The following is a 22,123-nucleotide window of genomic DNA, read 5'->3' as shown; positions in this document are numbered from 1 at the left end:
AACTCAGGCCTTGCGCACCCAGTAACGGTACTCGCCGTCGGCGTCGTCCTGCGCAAGCAGTTCGTGTCCGAGAAAATTGCAAAATTTGGGAATATCCCGAGTGGTCGCCGGGTCAGTGGCAAGAATTTCCAGCACCTCGCCCAGGGCGATGTCGCGGATTTTGTTGTGCAGCAGCATTACCGGCTCAGGGCATGTCAGACCGCTGGTATCGAGGTGGTGGTCTGCATCAACTGGTTTCGTCATTTCCCTACCTGCGCGGAAGCTACAAAGCGCCCTATTGTCCCCAGCTCGGCCGGAATTGCAAGGGCCGCCAACCGCTACGAATCCCGTGGCAGAATCGACCAACTCTCGGTTTCGGTACAGAAAGCGATATACGCCTGGCCTTTCTCCAGCGCCCTGCGCAGCTGGGCAATCTTTTGCTCGCTACTCAGCTCAACCTCGCCGTAGTCGGTACCGTCACGACTGACCATTTCCTCGAGCATGCCCTGAAACGCATCGTCGCTCAGTTTTTGCCAGGGAATTTCTACAAAGTCACTCATTACATCGTTTCCGGGAAAATGTTCGGGCCATCATGCTGCCACACGACTACATGATGGGCTTGATAAATTTCAGGGTCATGCGATCACTCTCGCCAATTCCCTGATAATACTCCCGCTGCCGGTCGCCGAGGCGCAGGCTGGGCGGCAATGTCCACACCCCCTTGGGGTGGTCGCGGCTGTCCTTGGGATTGGCATTGATCTCGCTGGAGGACAACAGCAAAAACCCGGCGTTCCTGGCGAGCTCTATCACCAGCTCCTCGGTAACATAGCCGGAACTCACCATCCTCTCAAGGGACGTGCCGGGGTGTGCACGGTGTTCCACTACACCAAATATGCCGCCGGGCTTGAGCGCCTGGTAGGCCGCTGAAAATACTGCCGAAGCCGTGCCTGCCTTTAACCAGTTATGAACGTTGCGGAAGGTCAGCACACTATCGGCCGTTTCAGCGTCAATCAGTTGCACATGCTCTGGCGGCTCCAGGGCGGTGACCCGCACCCGATCATAGCGGGCCGGATCACCGGCCAACATGGCATCGTACTGCCCCCGCGAGCGCCGGTAGAAAGCCACCGGACTGTCGGCGGCAAAATGAGCGGCCACCAGTTTGCCACAATCACGCAGTGCCGGCGCGAGCACTTCGGTATACCAGCCGCCACCGGGCCACAGCTCCACTACGGTATCGCAGGGTTTCACTCCGAAGAAGGACAGGGTTTGTCTGGGGTGGCGGTACTGATCCCGCTGCCGAGCGGCCTCGGAGCGATGCTCTCCCGACAGCGCCGCCGACCAGTCCAGCGAAGGGGTATCGGCCCAGACGAGCTGACTGAAAAGCAGCAGCGCGGTTACAGCGTAGTTAATTCGGCGCACGATCATCGTCCTGTAAATGTTGTTGAACACTGTCAATTTTATCCTGCAATGACTGGGAGCGGTCGGTGCGGCTACCAATCTTGAGCTGGGTGTGAATTCGCGGCGCGCCCATCGCGTGCAGGCGTTCGTGGCAGTCCTTGATCGCCGCCATCACCTCATCCCACTCCCCCTCGATATTCGTCCCGTAGGCATGGAGCTGAAAGCTCAGGCCCCGGGCGCGTAATATACGATGGCACTCTGCGATATATTCGCCAAAGGACGGCGTGGTGCCGAGCGGTATCACACAGAAATCCACATGGATAAACATCTCTCCCCTCCCCCTTGGCTATTTTTGTACGCGGTCAGCGCACACGGGTGATTTGACGTTAAAGATATCGTATCGTTACAACAATATCTCGGGTAGCACCGATAACTACCCCACCGAGAACCTGACAAAAAGGCGACAACATTGAACACCTCCCTGGTTTTTACCTTTATCAGCAAGGATCGCCCCGGCCTGGTCGAAGCCCTTTCCGAGCGCATTGCCGAGCACGACGGCAGTTGGCAGGAAAGCCGCATGATTCAATTGGCGGGCCAATTCGCCGGCATTGGCCGCCTGAGCCTGCCCGCCACCAAGCTGGCCGCCGTTCGTGACAGTCTTTCCAGCCTCAGCGGAGAAGGCATTATTGTCAGCTTCGACGACAGTGAATCCGAGCCACCTGCACCACTCGAACAGGGCAGCTGCCAGATGCACATTCTGGGCAACGACCGTCCCGGTATCGTCCGGGAGGTGAGCCGCGCGCTGAAGCTACGCAAGATCAATGTGACCGAATTAAACTCCAATATCACCAGCGCACCGATGACCGGCGAGGCCCTGTTCGAGGCCTATGTCAAAGCGGATATGCCGCCGGGCTGTGATATTGACGAGCTGGAAGAAGCCCTGGAAGAAATTGCGGAATTGCTCAGTATCGATATCGACATAGAGCCGAAATAAGCCAGCGTGTCCCCGGTGCGGGGCGGCTCAGCGCCCTCTGCCCTGCACCCATTTGAACAGAAACACCACCAGAGCAGCGCTTATCACTATGACGGTTACACCGAGCAGACAGGCGATTAAGTAGCCGATAATTTCCGACCACGGTACATCAAAGCTCCACACCGCAGAACATACCAGCATCACTGTCGCCAGCACCGCAAGTACCGGGGTGCGGTAGCGTTTAAACTTTGCCAGATAGTCGGCAAACAAATTCAAGATCCTTACGTCCCCAGTCGGGCGCGATTAGGCGAAACTGTCTTCACGAACCCATTCACAGCGCAGGTGGCCGAGCTCCTCTCCTGGCGCATGATAGTCCTTCTCTGACTGCCATACAAAGGTATGGCTGCCATTGTAGGCAGTTTGCAGATGAACCGTCGCCGACACCCAATACATTTTGGTCAACATGCGCTCAAACAAACGCAGCCACTGATCCCATTCATGCTCAATGGCTTTATAGGAGCTACCAAAGTGAATTACGTCAGTTTGGCAGTCGCCAAATTCCAATGCCCGACGGGGCATGGAGAACATCTCTCGACACAGTAATGGCCAGTCTTCAACCCCGGGCAGGGTGTCGGTGATTTGGCTATTCACCTCACGACGGAGCTGAATGTCTTCGGCGTCACCGACAAACGACATATCAGTAATACAACCGTATACCACAGATTCCTGCGCCATGTTTTCCCCTGCTAAATCCACACAAAAACAATGACGTGCCAACACTTGGTTTGGATCGTCGACAACAGTCTAGCCCAGGCTTAGACGCGCTGGCGACTGTCGTCAGCTGCAGTTGTGGCAGGCATCTCGAAATAGCGCCAGGCCAATACTCCGGCAATGGTTGCTGCCAATGTCGCCACCCAAAAACATCCCACCGGATAGGTGTCCCAAAAGCCGCCACTGAACAGTGCCCCCGCCGCGCCACCGGCACCAAAACTCAGACCGCTATACAGGGCCATGCCCTGGCCGTGGTGGGAGGTAAAAAAGCGACGAATCACCTCCACCGCCACCGCATGGGCACTGCCAAAACTGGCAGCATGCAGACACTGGGCAAACACCAGCACCGGCAACACCTCGGCAAAGGCGGCGATAAGTGCCCAGCGCAGGGCGCTGAGCAGCAAGCTCACCACCAGTAGTGTGCGCAAGGTATAACGGGCCAGTACGCGATGCATAAAAATAAACAACACCACCTCTGCGACCACTGCCAGCGACCACAGCATACCGGTCACCGATTTACTGTGGCCCTGGCTTTCGAGGTAAATACTGAAAAAGGTGTAATACGGGCCGTGGGAAAACTGCAGCAGCATACTGGTGGCGAAGAAACACAGCACCGCCGGTTTCATCACCAGTTTCACAAGGCTCTCCGCCCCGTCATCAGTGTTTTTTACCGGGTCGGACTTTTCTCCGACCAACAGGCTCGACAGCCAGATGGCCGCCAACAGCAGGGAAATAAGATAAAGCAGATGTACGATGGGGTGGTGGTCGAACCATGCCCCTGCGGCCATTACCGCAATGATAAAACCTATCGAGCCCCACACGCGGATGCGGGAGTATTCACCGTAGCGCCCCGGCAAGTGGCTCAGGGTCAATACATCAAATTGGGACAGCACCGCGTTCCAGAAAAAGCTGTAGCTCACCACCACCAACGCCAACCACCAGAAGTCCTGGCTGATATAGACCAGGGCAAAGGCCACCGCAGCAAGAAAACTGCCTAGACGAATAATCCGGGTACGGCAGTGGTAGGTGTCAGCAAGCCATCCCCACAGACTGGGGGCAACGACTTTGGTTATCATGACCAGCGCCGAAAGCACACCGATTTCGCCGGAGCTGTAGCCCAGCGATTTCAGGTACAGAGACCAATAGGGCAACCAGGTGCCCAGCAACGCGAAATAGAAAAAATAAAAGCCCGATAGCCGCCAGTAGGGAATACTTCCCGCCATCAGCAATCAGTTTCGCGAAGCGGGAATGACCGGGGTTGAGCAGTGCACATCGGCGTTCTGGCCGCGATTGCGCAACAGATGGTCCATCAACACAATGGCCAGCATCGCCTCAGCAATCGGAATCGCGCGAATGCCCACACAGGGGTCGTGACGGCCAGTGGTAATCACGTCGACTGGCTGCCCCTGCTGGTCGATGGTGGCGCCGGGAATCAAAATACTGGAGGTTGGCTTCAGAGCGATATGGGCGACAATATCCTGTCCACTGGAGATACCCCCCAGCACCCCACCGGCATTATTCGAGGTAAAGCCCTGAGGAGTCAGTTCATCACGGTGCTCGCTGCCGCGGGCCTCCACACAGTCGAAGCCCGCGCCGATTTCCACGCCCTTGACGGCGTTAATACCCATAAGAGCGTGGGCGATATCCGCGTCCAGGCGATCGAATACCGGCTCACCCAGGCCCACCGGCACCTTGCTGGCAACCACCGTGAGCCGTGCACCGATGGAATCCCCGGACTTGCGCAGGGCCTGCATAAAGGTTTCCATCTCCGGAATTTTATCCGGATCGGGACAAAAGAAGGGGTTGGTTTCAACCACATCCCAATCAACTTTTTCCGCTTTAATCGGCCCCAGCTGGGACAAATAGCCCCTCACCTCGACCCCGTGTTTCTCTGCCAGGTATTTTTTGGCCACGGCACCGGCCGCCACACGCATGGCCGTTTCCCGGGCCGAAGAGCGCCCGCCACCACGGTAATCACGCAATCCGTACTTCTGCTCGTAACTGTAATCGGCGTGCATCGGGCGGAAACGGTCTTTGATCTTGCTGTAATCCTTGGAGCGCTGATCCTGATTTTCGATCAGCAGGCCTATTGACGTACCGGTGGTTTTTCCCTCGAACACACCGGAGAGAATCTTCACTTCGTCGGCTTCCCGACGCTGGGTGGTATAGCGCGAGGTACCGGGTTTGCGGCGATCAAGGTCGCGCTGCAAATCCGCCTCACTCAGCGCCAGTCCGGGAGGGCAACCGTCAATAATTGCACCCAGCGCAAGGCCGTGGCTCTCGCCAAAGGTGGTGACGGTGAATAACTTGCCAATGGTATTTCCGGACATGGGACTTCTCGAATAGGTAAACGTCGTGGCGGATTATACGTGAAACGGCGGCCTGCGTCAGAGCAAGTCCGCCTCCACCAGCTGCTCGCGGCTGAGGACGAATACACCGTGCCCGCCCCGCTCAAAATCCAGCCAGGTAAAGGCCAGTTCGGGAAAGGCCTCCTCAAGGGCCACCCAGCTATTACCTACTTCCACCACAAGTTGGCCACCGGGGTTAAGATGGTTGGCCGCTTCGCGCAGAATTTGCCGGGTCAGATCGAGGCCATCATCGCCGGAGGCCAGGCCAATGGCCGGCTCGCGGCGATATTCCTCCGGCATCTCCGCCAGGTCACGGGCATCGACATAGGGTGGGTTGCTGACAATCAGGTCGTAGCATTTGCCGTTGAGCCCGCTGAAAACATCAGACTCAATCGCAAAGACCCGCTCCTCCAGCTCGTGGCGACGAATATTTTCCCGCGCAACCGCCAGCGCATCGGTGGAAATATCCACTAAATCCACCACGGCGTCCTCAAAGGCGTAAGCGCAGGCAATGCCGATACAGCCGCTGCCAGTGCACAGATCGAGAATCCATTCCGGGTCTTCGTCCAGCCAGGGGTGAAAACTCTGTTCAATCAATTCAGCAATGGGTGAACGGGGCACCAGCACTCGCTCGTCCACAGCAAAGGGTAAGCCGGCAAACCAGGCCTCCCCGATCAGGTAAGCGGCGGGCAGGCGCTCTTGTATGCGCCGGCGAAACAGCTCCAGAATCCCTTCCCGCTCCACCGGCGTCAACCGCGCATCCAGCAGGCTGTCTGGACTGTCAAAGGGCAGCGCCACGGCGTGCATCACCAATAAGCGCGCCTCATCCAGGGGGTTATCGGTGCCGTGGCCAAAGAACAGGCCGGCGCGACTGAACTCGCTGCTCCCCCAGCGAATATAGTCGCGAAGTGTCTCAAGATACTGGCTGACGGCGGTATCGACCACGGTGTTCCCCTTGCTGGCTGAGCGCGACTAACAGGCTGGTGCGCGTAGAACGAAAGCGTGGCAGTTTACACTCACAGCGACCCGCACCCAAGCCCGCCTGGCGCCCCGCTGACACAACAATTGGCTGCAAAAATGAATGACACTTGGTTATCCCCATTGGCATTTGCTACCATTGCGCCCCTACACGTTCACGAATAAAGAGATTCCGGTGGAAAAAGCATTCGCAGACATCATTGATAAAATTGGTGAAGACCCGACCCGCGACGGCCTTCTCGACACGCCCAAACGGGCGGCAAAAGCCTTTGAGTTTTTAACCGAAGGCTATCGCCTCTCTATCGACCAGGTTGTCAACGACGCCCTGTTTGAATCTGACGCCAACGAAATGGTCGTGGTTTCGGACATCGAGCTTTACTCGCTCTGCGAGCACCACTTGCTGCCCTTTATTGGCAAGTGCCACGTGGCTTACATTCCCAATGGCAAAGTGCTGGGTCTGTCCAAGGTCGCCAGAATTGTTGACCTGTATGCTCGCCGCCTGCAGATACAGGAAGGCCTGACCACGCAGATTGCCAATACTGTGCAAAAGGTAACCGGCGCCGAGGGTGTGGCGGTAATTATTGAAGCCCGCCATATGTGCATGATGATGCGCGGCGTGGAGAAGCAAAACTCGGTGATGCGTACCAGCGCCATGCTCGGCGTATTCAAGGACAACCAGGCCACCCGCGCAGAATTTCTGGCGCTGATCGGCAAGTAAAACCTGGCTGGTCAAGGCCGTCTCAGCATTGCGCTGCTGCGGCCTGGCCCACCTTGGCTCGCCACTCTGGCCCGCTACCCTGGCTGGCCCGTTAAGAACTTGCCCCCAGAATATGCTCCACCAGAGCTGCAGCAACACACTCCGCACCAACATCCATATGGCCGTGATGGTCTCCGGGAAAACGACGGCAGGAAAAAAACTGTTCGATCTCGGGAAAGACCGAAACGATACGCTCTGCCATGCCCTGCTCGGCACCGAGAAATTGCGCCGGACACACCAGCGCCACGATCACCTGACGCCAATCTTCGCCGCTTAACTTCAACGGTGATGCCATCGTCAAACGGCGGTCACTGCGCCAGCGCAATCCGCCATTTTCGTCAGCTACGGTGCCCCGTTCAACGATCCTTCGGGCCGAGCTTTCCTGCATCGGCATTGAACGACGGCGCGCAGCAACAGCCTCATCCAGCCCGGAGAACGTGCGTGCCACCCCTGGTTCGGCGGTGTAGTCACGCACATAGCGCGACAATTGGCTAATCGCCTTGTCGTCGAGATTGCCCCCGGCAAGGAGACCATCAATACAGCTCAGACTCGTCACTCGATTCGGCAGCGTCGCGGCGAGCAATGTCGCAATCATCGCGCCACGGGAATGGCCGACAACGGCAAATTTTTCCCACCCAAGGGCGTTGGCGACACCAACGATGATCCGCAGATCATCCCAGATGGCGTAACTGCCCGCAGGGGGTTTGTGGTCGCTCAGGCCGTGGCCCGGCAGATCCAAAGCCAATAATTGCAGGCCGGATTGAGCCTCTCCCACGGCATCAAAGCTCGCCGCGTTATCGAGCCAACCGTGCAGGGCAATCGTTGGATAACCATCGCCCCACATTTTCCCGGCGATAGATAAGCCCTCGACGGTGTAACGACACATCTGCGGGGAATTCACTACATCAGACACGCCGCTCAGCGCCCGTTGTGCTGGTAGTTGGGATAGTGGCGCAGCCACACCAGCGTGCCACACCCCCGCGCCGGAACGTCGGCGTCGATACGGGCCATACTGGCAGTCTGCAGCCCCCAGTAGGAGGCTCGCTCCCCTTCCCAGTGGGCAATGGCGTTGCTGAGCAAGGGATTGTGTCCGACCAGCAGCAGTCGTTCACCTCGAAAGGTCGCCAATAACGGGTCCAGGTCCGCCACCGGATTGTCCGGGGTCAACGACGCCTTGCTACGCTGCGGGCACTGCCACCGGGCGTTGACGATTTCGGCCGTTTGCTGGGCCCGGCGATAGGGACTCACCCATAGCTCATCGGGACGCCAGTCGCCCTCTGTCAACCACTGGCTGGCGGCCTCCACTTCAGCCCTTCCGCGCTCGGTGAGTTCCCGCTCCATATCGGTCGGAGCATCCCAGGAGGCCGCACCGTGTCTGAGTAATACAATTTCCATTAATCCTGCCGCATCGTAAATTCAACATCGCGGTTTTGCTCCGCCCACATCATCCCGCCGATGACTTCGGACAGGGTTTTGCCCTCGTAGATAATGCCGTAAAGGCTTTGCACCAGCGGCATATAGATGTCGAGCTCGTCGGCCTGCTCCTTGAGCAGACGCAGGGTATTGACCCCTTCGGCTACTTGCCCCAGTTCGGCGACGACTTCGTTGAGATCGCGCCCCTGACCAAGGGCAAAACCAACCCGGTAATTGCGGCTCAATGGCGAAGTACAGGTAACAAATAAATCACCCACCCCGGCGAGGCCAAGAAAGGTCAGGGGGTCGGCCCCCTGGTGTACCGCATAGCGGCTCATCTCCGCGAGGCTACGGGTTACCAGCATACTGATGGTATTGTGGCCAACACCAAGGGCCGCAGCCATACCGGCAACAATGGCGTAAACGTTTTTCAGTGCCCCGGCCAGTTCCACCCCGTAGACATCGCCACCGGCGTACACACGAAAATAGGCGCTCTGTAAGAGGTCCTGGATACAGCTGGTCAACGCTTCGCTCTTGCTGGCAATGACCGTACCGGTGATTTCCTTTGCGGCGAGTTCTTTCGCCAGATTGGGACCACTCATTACCCCGATGAGCACGTCTCCCAACTCCTCCGCCAGAACCTCGCTCATCAACTTGTTAGTGCCGCTCTCGATACCCTTGGTGGTACTGACCACCATCGTGCCCTCAGCCAACAGCGGTGCAACCTGCCGCGCCACGTCCCGCGACGACTTGCTCGGCACTGCCATAAAAACCACATCGCAGCCGGCCACGGTCTGTGCCAGATCGCTGTTCGCCTTCAACCCAGGGTGCAGGGGAATATCCGGTAGATAGGCACTGTTGGTGTGCTGCTGATTCACTTCCTCGACGCGTTCCGGGTTGCGCATCCACAAACAAACGTCATGTCCTTTGTCGGCGATAATATTTGCAATCGCGGTGCCAAAACTGCCGCCGCCCAATATTGCTACACGATGTTTTCCCGTCATGGTCATCCCTTCGTTATGCTTTTCGCAAGTTTATCATCGCACAAACAAAAAAGGCGGCAAATCTGCCGCCTCGAGTCCTGCAAACAGGGAATGCTACGCGCTCAATTCCAACAGTAACTTATTCAGTTTGTGCACGTAATCAGCGGGGTCATCCAACTGTGCGCCCTCGGCCAGATGAGCCTGGCTGAACAGAATTCCCACCAGATCGGCAAAGCGATCCTCGTCGGGTTCATTGTCCAGCTTCTGCACCAGCGGGTGCTCGGGGTTCAGCTCAAAAATAGGCTTGCTCTCCGGCACGGCCTGGCCTGCCGCTTCGAGGATACGGCGCATTTGTGCACCCATGTCGTGGTCACCAACCACCAGACACGCGGGAGACTCGGTCAGGCGAGCCGTGGCACGCACTTCCTGCACCTTGGTCTCAAGTACCTTGCTTACCCGTTCAATAAGGTCCTTGTGCTCTTCGGCCAGGGTTTCCTTCGCCTTTTTCTCCGCTTCGTCTTCCAGGTCACCCAGGTCCAGCTGGCCACGACCAACGTCCTTGAAGGCCTTACCGTCAAACTCAGACAGGTGGTTCATCAGCCAGTCGTCGACACGGTCAGACAACAGCAGCACTTCGATGCCCTTTTTGCGGAACACTTCCAGGTGCGGGCTGCTGGCGGCGGTGCGGTGGTTTTCTGCAACAACGTAGTAGATATCTTTCTGCCCTTCCTTCATTCGGCTGACGTAGTCCTCCAGCGAATGGGTCTGCTCGGGCTTGTCGTCGTGGCTGGTCGCAAAGCGCAGCAATTTGGCGATTTTTTCCCGGTTGCTGAAATCCTCAGCCGGACCTTCCTTGAGGATCTGGCCAAAGGCTTTCCAGAAGGTCTGATATTTTTCGCTGTCGTTCTTGGCCAATTTGGCCAGCATGTCGAGAACGCGCTTGGTCAGGGCCGATTTCATCGCGTCAACGGCGGGGTCCTGCTGCAGAATCTCACGGGACACGTTCAGTGACAGGTCGTTGGAGTCCACCACCCCTTTTTACAAAGCGCAAGTACAGCGGCAGGAACTGCTCCGCGTCGTCCATAATAAAGGTGCGCTGGACATAGAGCTTAAGCCCGCGGGCGGCATCGCGGTTCCACATATCCATTGGCGGCTGGGTCGGCAGGTACAACAGGCTGGTGTATTCCAGCTTGCCTTCCACTTTGTTGTGACTCCAGGTCAGCGGGTCGACAAAGTCGTGGCTAACGTGCTTGTAAAAGGCCTTGTATTCGTCGTCGCTGACGTCATTACGCGAACGTGTCCATAGCGCCGTCGCAGAGTTAATGGTTTCGAATTCCGGCGCCTTCGCCTCTGACTCTGCATCCTCCTCTTTGTCCTCGGCAGCGTCTTTCTTCAGCATCTGTACTGGAATACCGATGTGGTCCGAGTACTTTTTAATAATGCTGCGCACCCGCCAGTCGTTGGCAAATTCCTTGTCGTCGTCACGCAGATGCAATACTACCGTAGTGCCGCGCTCTTCACGGGTGCAGCTTTCAATGGAGAAGTCGGCCTCGCCAGTGGATTCCCAATGCACGCCCTGATCGGCGGGCGCCCCGGCGCGACGGGTGAATACCTCAACCCGATCAGCAACGATAAATGCCGAGTAGAACCCGACCCCGAATTGGCCAATCAGCTGGGAGTCCTTCTTCTTGTCCCCCGCCAGATTTTTCAGAAACTCTGCCGTGCCGGAACGAGCTATCGTACCGAGATTGGCAATCACCTCGTCCCGCGACATACCAATGCCATTGTCGCTGATACTGATCGTGCTCGCGTCTTCGTCAATATCGATGCGCACACGCAAATCGGGGTCATTTTCAAACAGGCTGCCGTCGGCCAGTGCTTCAAAGCGAAGCTTGTCGGCGGCGTCTGAGGCGTTGGATACCAACTCGCGAAGGAAAATTTCCTTGTTGCTGTACATGGAGTGGATCATCAACTGCAGCATTTGTTTTGCTTCAGTCTGAAACCCGAGAGTCTCTTTCTCAACTGTCGACATTGTTATCACCTGTAAAGTCTGAAATCAGCGGTCTCTTCAGGACCTGACAGGGTTATGGGGACAGGTGAGGATTTTTCAAGGGTGGCCGACCACCAAAGCGCGACTCAGTATGGCCTCGATATCACAGGAGTCAGGCAAACAACCGTACATGCTGTGGCCTGAAGCGACCCGGGACGCGATAAACGCTTCGGCCACCGCCGGTATGGCGTATTGCTGCAACATAGCCGCCTGGAAACAGACCGCCATACGCTCCACCAGCCGCCTGGCGGAAAACTCTGCGCCGCCGTGATCTGCCAAATCAGCCTTCAGCGCGGCGATTGCCCCATCCAGAGTTGGCGACTTACCTTCACTGAGGGCCATTTCCGCAAACCAGCGCTGCTGTACCTCGGGAGATTTTTTAAAGGCCCGCAGCACATCAAGTGCCTGGATATTACCCGACCCTTCCCAGATAGCATTGATCGGCGCTTCGCGGTACAAACGCGGCATAATGCAGTTCTCGATCACACCATTACCGCCGAGGCACTCCATGGCTTCATAGGCATGCCCCGGCGTGCGCTTGCAGATCCAGAATTTACCCACAGCACTACCCAGGCGCAGCAACAGCTGGTCGGCTTCAGTGCCGCCATCCAGTGCCGCCGCCATACGCAGGGTCATTGCCAGCGAGCCTTCAACCTCCAACTGTAGATCCGCCAGCACATTGCGCATTAATGGCTGATCCAGCAACGGCCGCCCAAAGGCCGAGCGCTGACTGGCGTGATGCACCGCCTGCACCACCGCCTGGCGCTGGCCCGCAGTAGACCCCACCATACAATCGAAGCGGGTCAGAGCGACCATTTCAATGATCGCCGGGACACCCCGCCCCTCCTCGCCGACCATCCAGCCCTGAGCGGCGCGCAGCTCTACCTCCGAGGAGGCATTGGAAACATTGCCCATTTTGTTTTTCAGGCGCTGAACATACAGTCCGTTTTTTTGACCATCCGGCCGCCACCGGGGCACCAGAAAGCAGCTCAACCCCCCAGGCGCCTGGGCGAGCATCAAAAAGGCATCGCACATCGGCGCCGACAGAAACCATTTGTGACCGGTCAGGGCATAAAGCTCCCCAGGCCCCTCTCCAGCGACGGGCTCGGCCCTGGTGGTGTTGGCGCGAACATCCGATCCACCCTGCTTCTCGGTCATACCCATACCGATGGTCACCGCGTCTTTTTCAAAATACGGTTTATTACGCGGGTCATAGGCTTTGTTCAGCACCTTGGGCAGCCACTCCCTGGCGATAGCCGGGGTCAGCTTCAGGGTGGGTACAGCGGCAAAGGTCATGGTCAGTGGACAGCCATGTCCGGCCTCTACCTGGCTTTGAAAGTAGCTATAGGCGGCGCGAAGCACATGGCCATGCTTACCCTCGCTGCCATCCCATGGCTTGGCGTGCAACCCCTCCCCCAGGGCCATCGCCATTAAATCGTGGTAAGCAGGATGAAAACGCACTGCGTCTACGCGGTGCCCAAAGCGGTCGTGGCTATCAAATTGAGGCTTGAACTCGTTGGCATCAAAACCCCAGCCAATGACCTCGGCGCTGCCACAGCGGCTGGCATAGGCCGATAATGGTGTCAGGTCTACCTCTGGGGCAAAGTGGCTCAGAAGTCCTTTCAGGGCAGTATCGGCATAGAGAAGATTATAGTCTTGCAGAGGCTGTGACTGATTGAACACAGCGTGGGTATCAGTGGTGTTGGGGGCGTCCTGGTCAGACATGGTACAACTCCTTTCACGGCTGGGGGTCGCCCCCCACAGCTCGCAGCGAAAGACGACACAATTCGTTGATTAATTCCGCTTCACTTTGTTCTTCCGAGGCCCGCAGTGGCCCAAGCAGACTCTCTGCCAGCGCACCTACCAAGGCCGCAGCGGTCACACCCGGTCGCTGGGGGGCAAACTGCCCCTGTTCCACCCCTCGAGCAACGACACGCTCAAACAAGGCAGTGTAACTGCGGCGATATTCCAGCCGTGCCACATCGACCGCCGCATCAACAGGCTCTGCGATCAATGCCCAGGCGAAGCGAGGGGCCATAAATGCCCGCTCGGCAAACACCCTTGTTCCGGCAGCGATGCAGCTCGCCGGGCTCTCTGCCGATGTCAGCGCCGCCGCGACCGCGCGCAATTCACGGCGAGTCGCATGCTCAAAAACCTCTGTTGCCAGCTGATCCTTGTTCTTGAAATAACGGTATACCGAGCCAACACTCACCCCCGCATCGGCCGCCAGGGCTTGTATGGTCAGTGCCTTGAAGCCACCGGAGCGAACCAGACTCTCTGCACTCTGCAGCAGCCGTTCGCGCAATTCTGCCTTGCGACGCGCGATATCAGGGGTTTCTCGGTAAACCATTCCGGCCTCTATCAAGATGTGAATACTAATTCAGTTATTGACCCAATACCAGCATTGTAAAACCTCGCTGTGCGGATCAACAGACATAAAAAAAGGCGGCCAAAGCCGCCTTTCTCAAGTCAGGCCGGAATTACCAGCCAGTAACTTCTTTCAATGCATCGCCAATTTGCGCCAGTGAACGCACGGTTTTAACACCAGCGTCTTCCAGAGCGGCAAACTTCTCATCGGCAGTACCTTTACCACCGGAGATGATGGCACCAGCGTGGCCCATACGCTTACCTGCAGGTGCGGTTACACCGGCAATGTAAGACACAACAGGCTTGGTCACGTTAGCCTTGATGTAGGCCGCCGCTTCTTCTTCAGCAGATCCGCCGATTTCACCGATCATAACGATGGCTTCAGTCGCGGGATCTTTCTCGAACATTTCCAGAATGTCGATGAAGTTAGAACCGGGAATCGGGTCACCGCCGATACCGACACAGGTAGACTGGCCAAAACCGAAGTCAGTGGTCTGCTTGACCGCTTCGTAGGTCAGTGTACCGGAGCGGGAAACGATACCCACTTTGCCAGGCAGGTGGATGTGACCAGGCATGATGCCGATTTTACATTCACCGGGAGTGATAACACCGGGGCAGTTTGGCCCGATCAGGCGCACACCCAGCTCGTCACACTTCACTTTGCACTCAAGCATATCCATAACCGGAATGTGCTCAGTGATGCAGACGATCAGTTTGATACCTGCGTTAGCAGCTTCCAGGATAGAATCCTTACAGAATGCTGCGGGCACGTAGATAACAGAGGCTTCCGCACCGGTTGCATCAACCGCTTCTTTCACGGTGTTGAAAACCGGCAGGCCCAGATGCTCGGTACCGCCTTTGCCCGGGGTAACACCGCCGACCATTTTAGTACCGTAGGCAATCGCCTGCTCTGAGTGGAAAGTACCCTGACCACCAGTGAAACCCTGGCAGATTACCTTCGTGTCTTTATTAATCAGAATAGCCATTATTTACCCCCCGCTGCTTTAACAGCTTGCTGAGCCGCGTCGGTCAGGCTGGTGGCCGCAATAATGTCGAGGCCTGATTCTGACAACAGTTTTGAGCCCAGCTCAGCGTTGTTACCTTCCAGACGAACCACAACGGGTACGCTGACGCCTACTTCCTTCACTGCACCGATGATGCCTTCGGCAATCAGGTCACAGCGCACAATACCGCCGAAGATGTTAACCAGCACGGCTTTTACGTTGCTGTCTTCGAGGATGATTTTGAAGGCTTCAGTAACACGCTCTTTGGTCGCGCCGCCGCCTACGTCGAGGAAGTTAGCGGGGAAACCACCGTGGAGAGAAACGATGTCCATGGTGCCCATGGCCAGGCCAGCACCGTTTACCATACAACCGATGTTACCGGTCAGGGCAACGTAGTTCAGGTCCCACTCAGCCGCACGTGCTTCACGCTCGTCTTCCTGTGAGGGATCGTGCATGGCTTGCAGGTCTTTGTGGCGGTAAATTGCATTGCCGTCGATGACGATTTTCGCGTCCAGGCAGTGCAGATTACCTTCAGAGGTGATAACCAGCGGGTTGATTTCGAGCAGCGCCAGGTCTTTCTCCTGGAACATTTTCGCCAGTCCCATGAAGATATTGACGAACTGCTTCACCTGGGTCTGGTTCAGGCCCAGCTGGAACGCCAACTCACGGCCCTGGTATGGCTGAGCGCCAGTCAGGGGATCGATAACCGCTTTGAGAATCTTCTCTGGAGTCTCTTCGGCGACTTTTTCGATCTCTACGCCACCTTCGGTGGACGCCATGAAAACGATGCGACGGGTACCGCGATCGACAACTGCACCCAGATACAACTCTTTGTCGATATCTGTGCACGACTCAACCAGAATCTTGGAAACGGGTTGGCCATTTTCGTCTGTCTGATACGTGACCAGATTCTTGCCCAACCAGTTCTCGGCAAAGGCCTTGATCTCGTCGGTGCTGCTCACCAGTTTGACGCCACCAGCTTTACCGCGGCCACCGGCGTGAACCTGGGCTTTTACAACCCACTTGTCTCCGCCAATTTTTTCCGCTGCTGCTGCGGCCTCTTCCGGGGTGTCGCAGGCATAGCCTTTGGACACAGGCAGCCCGTATTCAGCAAACAGTTGTTTGCCTTGGTACTCGTGAAGGTTCATGTTGGAATTACCATCTCGGTCTGTGGAAGTGTTAAGCGGACTGAATCCCTGTCAGTGCGATTGGCCCGCTCCCTTTGCACATTGCGATGTTGCCGCAAAATTCGGGACTGCATTTTCCCCAATTTTGCGGACTACCGCAAATCTATTTGCGCTTCTTGCGATTGGGCATATGAATTGCTTGCCCGTTCACTGCCAGCGCGGCTTCATGTACGGCTTCAGACAGCGTTGGGTGACCGAAGACGGTCAGGCCAATATCTTCCGCTGAAGAGCCGAACTCCATAGCAATGACGATTTGCTGCACCAGATCCGCCGCGCTGGCGCCAATGATATGGCAACCCAGAATGCGATCGGTCTCTTCGTGGGCCAGCATTTTCACCATGCCAGTAGAGTCGTTTGCGGCAACGGCGCGGCCAATTGCCGCAAAGGGGAATGTTCCCGCTTTGTAGGGAATTCCCTCTGCCTTCAACTGTTCTTCGGTTTTGCCCACGCCAGCAATTTCCGGGTGGGTGTAGATCACCGAAGGGATACAGTCGTAATTCATGGTGATTTTGTGCCCGGCGATACGCTCGGCGACCATGACGCCCTCTTCGGAGCCTTTATGGGCCAGCATAGGACCGCGCACAATATCACCCACCGCGTAGATCCCCGCGGCGTCAGTCTCGCAGTGATCGTTGACGAAAATAAAGCCACGCTCGTCAAGGTTCACGCCGCAATCTGCCGCCAACAGGCCGTTGCTGAGGGGGCGTCGCCCGACACAGACAATCAACTTGTCGAAGGTTTCGGTTTTTTCTTCATCTTTATACGTGTAGCTGACCTTTACCTTGCCCTTGGCAGTTTCGGTGCCGGTCACACGGGCGCCCAGACGAATATCCAGACCTTGCTTTTTCAGAACTTTAGCCGCTTCCTTGGCGATCTGGCCATCAACCGCAGGCAGAAAGCTTTCCAGCGCCTCAAGTACCACAACCTCACTGCCCAGGCGCGACCATACGCTACCCAGCTCGAGGCCGATAACGCCGGCACCAATAACCCCGAGACGTCCGGGAACATCCTGAAACTCCAGCGCACCTGTAGAATCGACGATAATGTCCTGATCGATGGGTGCTGGTGGAATTTCTACCGGTACTGACCCCGCGGCAATAATAATATTGTCAGCGTCCAATACCGTCACCTCACCCTCGGCGTCGGTGACTTCCACTTTTTTGCCCGCCAGCACCTTGCCGGTGCCCTCTATCGCGGTGACGCCATTGGCCTGAAACAGACCACCGATACCGCCGGTCATCTGGTTCACAATCGCGTCTTTGCGCTTGATCATCTCAGGCACATTAATCGCTACGTCGCCGGTAGAAATACCGTGAATCGCGTAATTGTCCTTGGCTTCATGGTACTTGTAGCTGCTATCGAGCAGCGCCTTGGAGGGAATGCAGCCAACGTTCAGGCAGGTTCCGCCCAACGCGATCTTTCCGCTCTTGTTTTTGCCCTTTTCAATACAGGCGGTTTTAAGACCCAGTTGGGCAGCCCGAATCGCGGCTACATAACCTGCGGGGCCAGAGCCGATTACTACGACATCGTATTTCGACATAAGCTTATCTATCACTCCTGTTGTTGGCGTACCCAACGTTGAAAACGCGTGCTTCAGCTATTCCCGGATCAGATTTCCAGCAGAATACGTGCAGGATCCTCGATCAAGTCCTTGATCGTCACCAGGAACTGCACCGCGTCCTTACCGTCGATTAAACGGTGGTCATAGGACAGCGCGAGGTACATCATCGGCAGAATCACGACTTCGCCATTCACGGCCATCGGACGGTCCTGAATTTTGTGCATACCCAGAATCGCTGTTTGCGGTGGATTGAGAATCGGCGTAGAGAGCAAGGAACCGAATACCCCACCATTAGTGATGGTAAAGGTGCCTCCGGTCATCTCATCGATACCCAGTTTACCGTCGCGGGCGCGCAGACCAAAATCGCGAACCCGGTCCTCGACCTTGGCAATACTCATTTGATCCGCATCGCGCAAAACCGGCACAACCAGACCTTTTTCAGTCGATACCGCAACACCGATATCCTGGTAACCGTGATAAACGATGTCGTCGCCGTCGATTGAGGCGTTCACTGCGGGGAAGCGCTTCAGTGCTTCACAGGCCGCTTTGACAAACAGCCCCATAAAGCCCAGTCGCGTGCCGTTGTGGCTCTTTTCAAACAGCTCCTTGTACTGACTGCGCAGCTCCATCATCGGCTTCATGTTGACTTCATTAAAGGTTGTCAGCATTGCCGTGGTGCTTGTGGCTTCGAGCAGACGCTCGGCCACTCGCTTGCGCAGGCGCGTCATGGGCACACGCTTTTCAACGCGGTCGCCGGCTGGCACATCGACCGCCGGAGCCGGAGCGGCTTTGGCTGCTGGCTCGGTTTTACTTGGCGCCGCGGGCGCCTTGTAATTCATTACGTCTTCTTTGGTGATCAGTCCACCCTTGCCACTACCGGCAATCACACTGACATCAATCCCCTTTTCTTCCGCAGCTTTGCGTGCAGCTGGGCTTACTTTGAGATCATCGCTGCTGGCAGGTGCTTCAGCGGCAGGAGCTGCTGCCGGCGCGTCCGCACCAGCGGCACCCTCGTCAAACAGGGCTATCAGCTCGTCGCTCAGTACGGTGCTGCCTTCGGCGTGAATAATTTCCTTCAACACGCCGTCGGCGGGTGCCACGACTTCAAGAACAACCTTGTCGGTTTCAATATCCACCAAGGGTTCGTCGCGTTTAACAGATTCTCCGACCTGTTTGTGCCAGGTTGCTATTGAACCATCGGCCACAGACTCCGGAAAAGTTGGCGCTTTGATTTCAGTACTCATCTTTCATCCTGTCGTTTATATCGCTGCAAGCGTCTGTAATATGCGTAGTCCGTACTCAGAGTTTGAGTGCCTGACTGATGAACTCTTCCTGCTGCTTGAGGTGCAGCGCCATATATCCCGCAGCGGGAGACGCCGAGGGCTCGCGGCCAACATAGCCGAGCAGAAGATTTTTCTCGGGTTTGAAACTGCGAATCACCCGAGCCATACGATGGCGACTGTTGTACCACGCCCCCTGGTTACGCGGCTCTTCCTGGCACCACACCACCTTTTTCAGGTTGGGGTACTGGGCGATAACATTGCGCAAGTCATCGTAGGGGAACGGATACAGCTGCTCAAGACGAACAATGGCGATGGAGTCTTTACCATGCTCGCGACGGGCTGCACGCAGGTCGTAATACACCTTGCCGCTGCACAGGATCAGTCGTGTGACCTTGGACATATCAATATCGTCGGTCTCGTCAATAACGTTCTGGAATTGCCCTACGGTGAGTTCTTCCAAGGTTGAGACGGCCTCTTTATGGCGAAGCAGGCTCTTGGGCGACATTACCACCAGCGGCCGACGCAGCGGACGCACTACCTGACGGCGCAGCATATGGAATACTTGCGCCGGTGTTGATGGCACACAAACCTGAATATTGTGCTCAGCACACAGTTGCAGGAAGCGCTCCAGACGCGCAGAGGAATGCTCTGGCCCTTGCCCTTCGTAGCCGTGGGGCAACAGCATGGTCAGACCACAGAGGCGACCCCACTTGAGTTCACCGCTACTGATAAACTGGTCGATCACCACCTGGGCACCGTTAGCGAAGTCACCAAACTGGGCTTCCCAGATGACCAGAGCCTTGGGTTGGGTGGTGGCATAGCCGTACTCGAAAGCCAGTACAGCCTCCTCTGACAGCAGCGAATCGTAAATATCAAACGCCGGCTGCGACTCTGAAATGTGCTGCAGAGGCACATAGCGGCCTGCGTCGTTCTGATTGTGCAATACCGCATGACGGTGGGAGAAGGTACCCCGACCGACATCCTGACCGGTCAAACGCACCGGGTGACCCGCGCGCAGCAGCGTTCCGTAGGCCAGGGTTTCAGCGAAGCCCCAGTTGATCGGCATAGCCCCTGCAGCCATTTTGCGGCGGTCTTCGTAAATCTTGGCGACCTGGCGCTGAACACTGAAACCTTCGGGGACGTGGTTTATCGCCTCGGCGATATCCTTCAGTTCCTTGGCGGTAATCGACGTGTCACCGGCGACATCCCACTCGTGGCCGAGGTAGGGCGTCCAGTCAACAAACAGTTCGGTATTGGGTTCTTTCACCAGACTCTTGGCAACATGCTCGCCATCTTCAAGGGCCTGGCGGTAGTCGGCGGCCATTTTGTCTGCCAGCTCCTGGTCGATCACCCCTTCGTCCAGCAAGCGCGCGACATACAGTTCGCGGGTGCTCTTCTGTTTGGCAATCTGCTTGTACATCAGCGGCTGCGTGCCCGAAGGCTCATCGGCCTCATTGTGGCCGCGACGGCGATAGCAGATCAGGTCTACTACCACGTCTTTTTTGAATTCCTGGCGGAAGTCAGCGGCAAGCTGGGACACAAACAGCACCGCCTCGGGGTCATCACCGTTTACGTGGAAAATCGGCGCCTGAACCATTTTGGCAACATCGGTACAGTATTCGGTAGAGCGCGCATCTTCCTGCAAGCTGGTGGTGAAACCAACCTGGTTGTTAATGACAACATGCACCGTACCGCCGGTTTTGTAGCCGCGGGTCTGGGACATCTGGAAGGTTTCCATGACCACACCCTGTCCAGCAAAGGCCGCGTCACCGTGCAGCACGATGGGCACAACCCGGTCACCGATAGGATCGTTACGGCGATCCTGGCGAGCGCGTACCGAGCCTTCGACCACAGGAGATACAATCTCCAGGTGTGAGGGGTTGAACGCCAATGCCAGATGGACTTCGCCACCGGAGGTCATCACATTCGACGAAAAGCCCTGGTGGTACTTCACGTCGGCAGAGCCCTGGTATTTCACCTTGCCTTCAAACTCGTCGAACAGCTCTGCAGGATTTTTCCCGAGAATGTTGACCAGCAGGTTCAAACGGCCGCGGTGGGCCATACCAATGACAATCTCTTTGGCGCCGTATTCACCCGCACGCTGGATCATTGCATCCATCATCGGGATCAGGCTTTCGCCGCCCTCCAGACCAAAGCGCTTGGTGCCGGGGTATTTTGAGCCCAGCGATTTTTCCAGCCCTTCGGCGGCGGTCAGACGCTCCAGCAGGTGGCTGCGGGCCTCAAAGCCATATTCCGGCTTGGAGCGCACGCTCTCCATTCGCTGCTGAATCCAAGCCCGCTCTCGGGTATCGACAATGTGCATGAACTCTGCACCGATGCTGCGGCAATAGGTCTGACGCAGGGAATCGTATATCTCGCGCAACGTCGCCTGGTCTTTGCCGATATACAAACTACCCGTCTGGAAGACGGTGTCGTAATCCGCTTCGCTCAACTGGTGGTATTGCAACTCTAAGTCAGGCACACCCGGACGTTGCCACAACCCCAGAGGGTCCAACTGGGCCTCCTGGTGGCCCCGCTGCCGGTAGGCACTGACGAGCTGAATAACGCGAACCTGCTTGCGCTCATGGTCGCTGAAATCGGTGCTTGTCGAGCTTGTCGCGCGCACCAGCTGCTGCTTGGCCAAATGGGCGAAGTGGTCGCGGATGGGGCTGTGGGGGATGTCGCGAATTGCCGTTTCGCTGACGCGGGGCAATTGCTGAAAATAGTTACGCCACTCTTCGGGAACGGCGTTGGGGTCACTGAGGTAGGTTTCATACAGGTCTTCTACATAGCCTGCATTGCCACCGGATATATGGGAGCTCTTCCATAGAAGCTCCATTGACGCTTTCTGCATTCCTGTCCACCTGATAACGAGGGAGTGGTCATCGGATGCGGCTTCGCCCGATAAGGCGCTTGGCATCTGTTATACGCCTAAAGCGTTAAGTGTACGCTTTAGGGCCGATCTACACCACTGGCCGAAGCCCGGGCCCTCAATACGATTTTTCTCGCTAGTGCCGGTAAGCACCGAGTGTAAGTTGTTCCGGTGCCACCGCAGTGGCACCAAAGGACAC

At 56.8% G+C, this 22,123-nt stretch carries 21 protein-coding genes and 1 pseudogene; 2 read left to right on the top strand and 20 right to left on the bottom strand.

Annotation, left to right across the window (positions count from 1 at the left end; translation table 11 throughout):
- Positions 1–3: 3 nt before the first annotated feature.
- From tusA to HCU74_RS07605, 4 genes are all read right to left on the bottom strand, one after another.
- A complete protein-coding gene (gene tusA / locus HCU74_RS07620) occupies positions 4–243 on the bottom strand; it encodes a sulfurtransferase TusA (RefSeq protein ID WP_168449796.1) in 240 nt (79 codons plus the stop codon).
- A gap of 74 nt (positions 244–317) precedes the next feature.
- The gene (locus HCU74_RS07615) at positions 318–539 is read right to left on the bottom strand and encodes a YheU family protein (protein WP_168449795.1); all 222 of its coding nucleotides are present in this window, start codon (positions 537–539) and stop codon (positions 318–320) included.
- A 46-nt stretch (positions 540–585) separates the two neighbouring features.
- Positions 586–1,398, bottom strand: coding sequence for a class I SAM-dependent methyltransferase (locus tag HCU74_RS07610; RefSeq protein WP_345889667.1), 813 nt, complete (start codon positions 1,396–1,398; stop codon positions 586–588).
- Positions 1,385–1,705: an MTH1187 family thiamine-binding protein gene (locus HCU74_RS07605; protein WP_168449794.1), complete on the bottom strand. Its 321-nt coding sequence runs from the start codon at positions 1,703–1,705 to the stop codon at positions 1,385–1,387. The genes HCU74_RS07610 and HCU74_RS07605 overlap by 14 nt, the downstream gene beginning before the upstream one ends.
- Before the next feature lie 141 nt (positions 1,706–1,846).
- On the opposite strand from HCU74_RS07605, the gene HCU74_RS07600 reads away from it, so the two are divergent.
- Complete coding sequence (locus HCU74_RS07600) at positions 1,847–2,371, top strand: glycine cleavage system transcriptional repressor (protein ID WP_168449793.1); 525 nt, start codon at positions 1,847–1,849, stop codon at positions 2,369–2,371.
- A gap of 27 nt (positions 2,372–2,398) precedes the next feature.
- On the opposite strand, the gene HCU74_RS07595 is transcribed toward HCU74_RS07600, so the two are convergent.
- The 5 genes from HCU74_RS07595 to prmB form a co-directional block, all read right to left on the bottom strand.
- Positions 2,399–2,626, bottom strand: coding sequence for a hypothetical protein (locus HCU74_RS07595; protein WP_168449792.1), 228 nt, complete (start codon positions 2,624–2,626; stop codon positions 2,399–2,401).
- A 27-nt stretch (positions 2,627–2,653) separates the two neighbouring features.
- Positions 2,654–3,085 carry a hypothetical protein gene (locus HCU74_RS07590; protein WP_168449791.1) on the bottom strand — a complete coding sequence of 144 codons (432 nt, stop codon included), beginning with the start codon at positions 3,083–3,085 and terminating at the stop codon, positions 2,654–2,656.
- 80 nt (positions 3,086–3,165) lie between these two features.
- A complete protein-coding gene (locus tag HCU74_RS07585) occupies positions 3,166–4,344 on the bottom strand; it encodes an MFS transporter (protein WP_168449790.1) in 1,179 nt (392 codons plus the stop codon).
- 6 nt (positions 4,345–4,350) lie between these two features.
- Entirely contained in the window at positions 4,351–5,451 is a 1,101-nt protein-coding gene (gene aroC / locus HCU74_RS07580; RefSeq protein WP_168449789.1) for a chorismate synthase, read from the bottom strand.
- A gap of 57 nt (positions 5,452–5,508) precedes the next feature.
- Positions 5,509–6,414, bottom strand: a complete 906-nt coding sequence (prmB, locus tag HCU74_RS07575; protein WP_168449788.1) for a 50S ribosomal protein L3 N(5)-glutamine methyltransferase — start codon at positions 6,412–6,414, stop codon at positions 5,509–5,511.
- A 208-nt stretch (positions 6,415–6,622) separates the two neighbouring features.
- Here prmB and folE point away from each other — a divergent pair, with 208 nt between their 5' ends.
- On the top strand, positions 6,623–7,165 hold the full coding sequence (folE, locus tag HCU74_RS07570; RefSeq protein ID WP_168449787.1) for a GTP cyclohydrolase I FolE: 543 nt from the start codon (positions 6,623–6,625) through the stop codon (positions 7,163–7,165).
- 91 nt (positions 7,166–7,256) lie between these two features.
- On the opposite strand, the gene HCU74_RS07565 is transcribed toward folE, so the two are convergent.
- From HCU74_RS07565 to HCU74_RS07515, 11 genes and pseudogenes are all read right to left on the bottom strand, one after another.
- A complete protein-coding gene (locus HCU74_RS07565; RefSeq protein ID WP_168449786.1) occupies positions 7,257–8,165 on the bottom strand; it encodes an alpha/beta fold hydrolase in 909 nt (302 codons plus the stop codon).
- Positions 8,123–8,599 (bottom strand): phosphohistidine phosphatase SixA, encoded by a 477-nt coding sequence (sixA, locus tag HCU74_RS07560; protein ID WP_168449785.1) that lies wholly within the window; start codon positions 8,597–8,599, stop codon positions 8,123–8,125. Before sixA ends, HCU74_RS07565 begins: the two co-directional genes overlap by 43 nt.
- Positions 8,599–9,621, bottom strand: a complete 1,023-nt coding sequence (locus HCU74_RS07555; RefSeq protein WP_168449784.1) for an NAD(P)H-dependent glycerol-3-phosphate dehydrogenase — start codon at positions 9,619–9,621, stop codon at positions 8,599–8,601. Before HCU74_RS07555 ends, sixA begins: the two co-directional genes overlap by 1 nt.
- Before the next feature lie 93 nt (positions 9,622–9,714).
- A pseudogene (gene htpG / locus HCU74_RS07550) lies at positions 9,715–11,632 on the bottom strand (molecular chaperone HtpG).
- 75 nt (positions 11,633–11,707) lie between these two features.
- Complete coding sequence (locus HCU74_RS07545) at positions 11,708–13,375, bottom strand: acyl-CoA dehydrogenase family protein (protein WP_168449783.1); 1,668 nt, start codon at positions 13,373–13,375, stop codon at positions 11,708–11,710.
- Between the two features lie 13 nt (positions 13,376–13,388).
- Positions 13,389–14,000: a TetR/AcrR family transcriptional regulator gene (locus HCU74_RS07540; RefSeq protein WP_168449782.1), complete on the bottom strand. Its 612-nt coding sequence runs from the start codon at positions 13,998–14,000 to the stop codon at positions 13,389–13,391.
- Between the two features lie 130 nt (positions 14,001–14,130).
- Complete coding sequence (gene sucD / locus HCU74_RS07535) at positions 14,131–15,003, bottom strand: succinate--CoA ligase subunit alpha (RefSeq protein ID WP_168449781.1); 873 nt, start codon at positions 15,001–15,003, stop codon at positions 14,131–14,133.
- Complete coding sequence (sucC, locus tag HCU74_RS07530) at positions 15,003–16,169, bottom strand: ADP-forming succinate--CoA ligase subunit beta (RefSeq protein ID WP_168449780.1); 1,167 nt, start codon at positions 16,167–16,169, stop codon at positions 15,003–15,005. The genes sucD and sucC overlap by 1 nt, the downstream gene beginning before the upstream one ends.
- Before the next feature lie 142 nt (positions 16,170–16,311).
- Positions 16,312–17,748 (bottom strand): dihydrolipoyl dehydrogenase, encoded by a 1,437-nt coding sequence (gene lpdA / locus HCU74_RS07525; RefSeq protein WP_168449779.1) that lies wholly within the window; start codon positions 17,746–17,748, stop codon positions 16,312–16,314.
- A gap of 68 nt (positions 17,749–17,816) precedes the next feature.
- On the bottom strand, positions 17,817–19,013 hold the full coding sequence (gene odhB / locus HCU74_RS07520) for a 2-oxoglutarate dehydrogenase complex dihydrolipoyllysine-residue succinyltransferase (RefSeq protein ID WP_168449778.1): 1,197 nt from the start codon (positions 19,011–19,013) through the stop codon (positions 17,817–17,819).
- Between the two features lie 55 nt (positions 19,014–19,068).
- Positions 19,069–21,906: a 2-oxoglutarate dehydrogenase E1 component gene (locus HCU74_RS07515; RefSeq protein ID WP_168449777.1), complete on the bottom strand. Its 2,838-nt coding sequence runs from the start codon at positions 21,904–21,906 to the stop codon at positions 19,069–19,071.
- Positions 21,907–22,123 lie beyond the last annotated feature (217 nt).

The organism is Spongiibacter thalassae (genome assembly GCF_012272835.1).
In the GTDB taxonomy this organism is placed as follows: domain Bacteria; phylum Pseudomonadota; class Gammaproteobacteria; order Pseudomonadales; family Spongiibacteraceae; genus Spongiibacter; species Spongiibacter thalassae.
This window is presented reverse-complemented; position numbering and strand designations above follow the sequence as displayed.

What these genes read in the sequence shown, in the direction of transcription:
- tusA (WP_168449796.1), bottom strand. Translation starts at nt 243, where the DNA reads ATGACGAAACCAGTTGATGCAGACCACCACCTCGATACCAGCGGTCTG.
- HCU74_RS07615 (WP_168449795.1), bottom strand. Translation starts at nt 539, where the DNA reads ATGAGTGACTTTGTAGAAATTCCCTGGCAAAAACTGAGCGACGATGCG.
- HCU74_RS07605 (WP_168449794.1), bottom strand. Translation starts at nt 1,705, where the DNA reads ATGTTTATCCATGTGGATTTCTGTGTGATACCGCTCGGCACCACGCCG.
- HCU74_RS07590 (WP_168449791.1), bottom strand. Translation starts at nt 3,085, where the DNA reads ATGGCGCAGGAATCTGTGGTATACGGTTGTATTACTGATATGTCGTTT.
- HCU74_RS07585 (WP_168449790.1), bottom strand. Translation starts at nt 4,344, where the DNA reads ATGGCGGGAAGTATTCCCTACTGGCGGCTATCGGGCTTTTATTTTTTC.
- aroC (WP_168449789.1), bottom strand. Translation starts at nt 5,451, where the DNA reads ATGTCCGGAAATACCATTGGCAAGTTATTCACCGTCACCACCTTTGGC.
- sixA (WP_168449785.1), bottom strand. Translation starts at nt 8,599, where the DNA reads ATGGAAATTGTATTACTCAGACACGGTGCGGCCTCCTGGGATGCTCCG.
- HCU74_RS07555 (WP_168449784.1), bottom strand. Translation starts at nt 9,621, where the DNA reads ATGACGGGAAAACATCGTGTAGCAATATTGGGCGGCGGCAGTTTTGGC.
- HCU74_RS07545 (WP_168449783.1), bottom strand. Translation starts at nt 13,375, where the DNA reads ATGTCTGACCAGGACGCCCCCAACACCACTGATACCCACGCTGTGTTC.
- HCU74_RS07540 (WP_168449782.1), bottom strand. Translation starts at nt 14,000, where the DNA reads ATGGTTTACCGAGAAACCCCTGATATCGCGCGTCGCAAGGCAGAATTG.
- sucD (WP_168449781.1), bottom strand. Translation starts at nt 15,003, where the DNA reads ATGGCTATTCTGATTAATAAAGACACGAAGGTAATCTGCCAGGGTTTC.
- sucC (WP_168449780.1), bottom strand. Translation starts at nt 16,169, where the DNA reads ATGAACCTTCACGAGTACCAAGGCAAACAACTGTTTGCTGAATACGGG.
- lpdA (WP_168449779.1), bottom strand. Translation starts at nt 17,748, where the DNA reads ATGTCGAAATACGATGTCGTAGTAATCGGCTCTGGCCCCGCAGGTTAT.
- odhB (WP_168449778.1), bottom strand. Translation starts at nt 19,013, where the DNA reads ATGAGTACTGAAATCAAAGCGCCAACTTTTCCGGAGTCTGTGGCCGAT.
- HCU74_RS07515 (WP_168449777.1), bottom strand. Translation starts at nt 21,906, where the DNA reads ATGCAGAAAGCGTCAATGGAGCTTCTATGGAAGAGCTCCCATATATCC.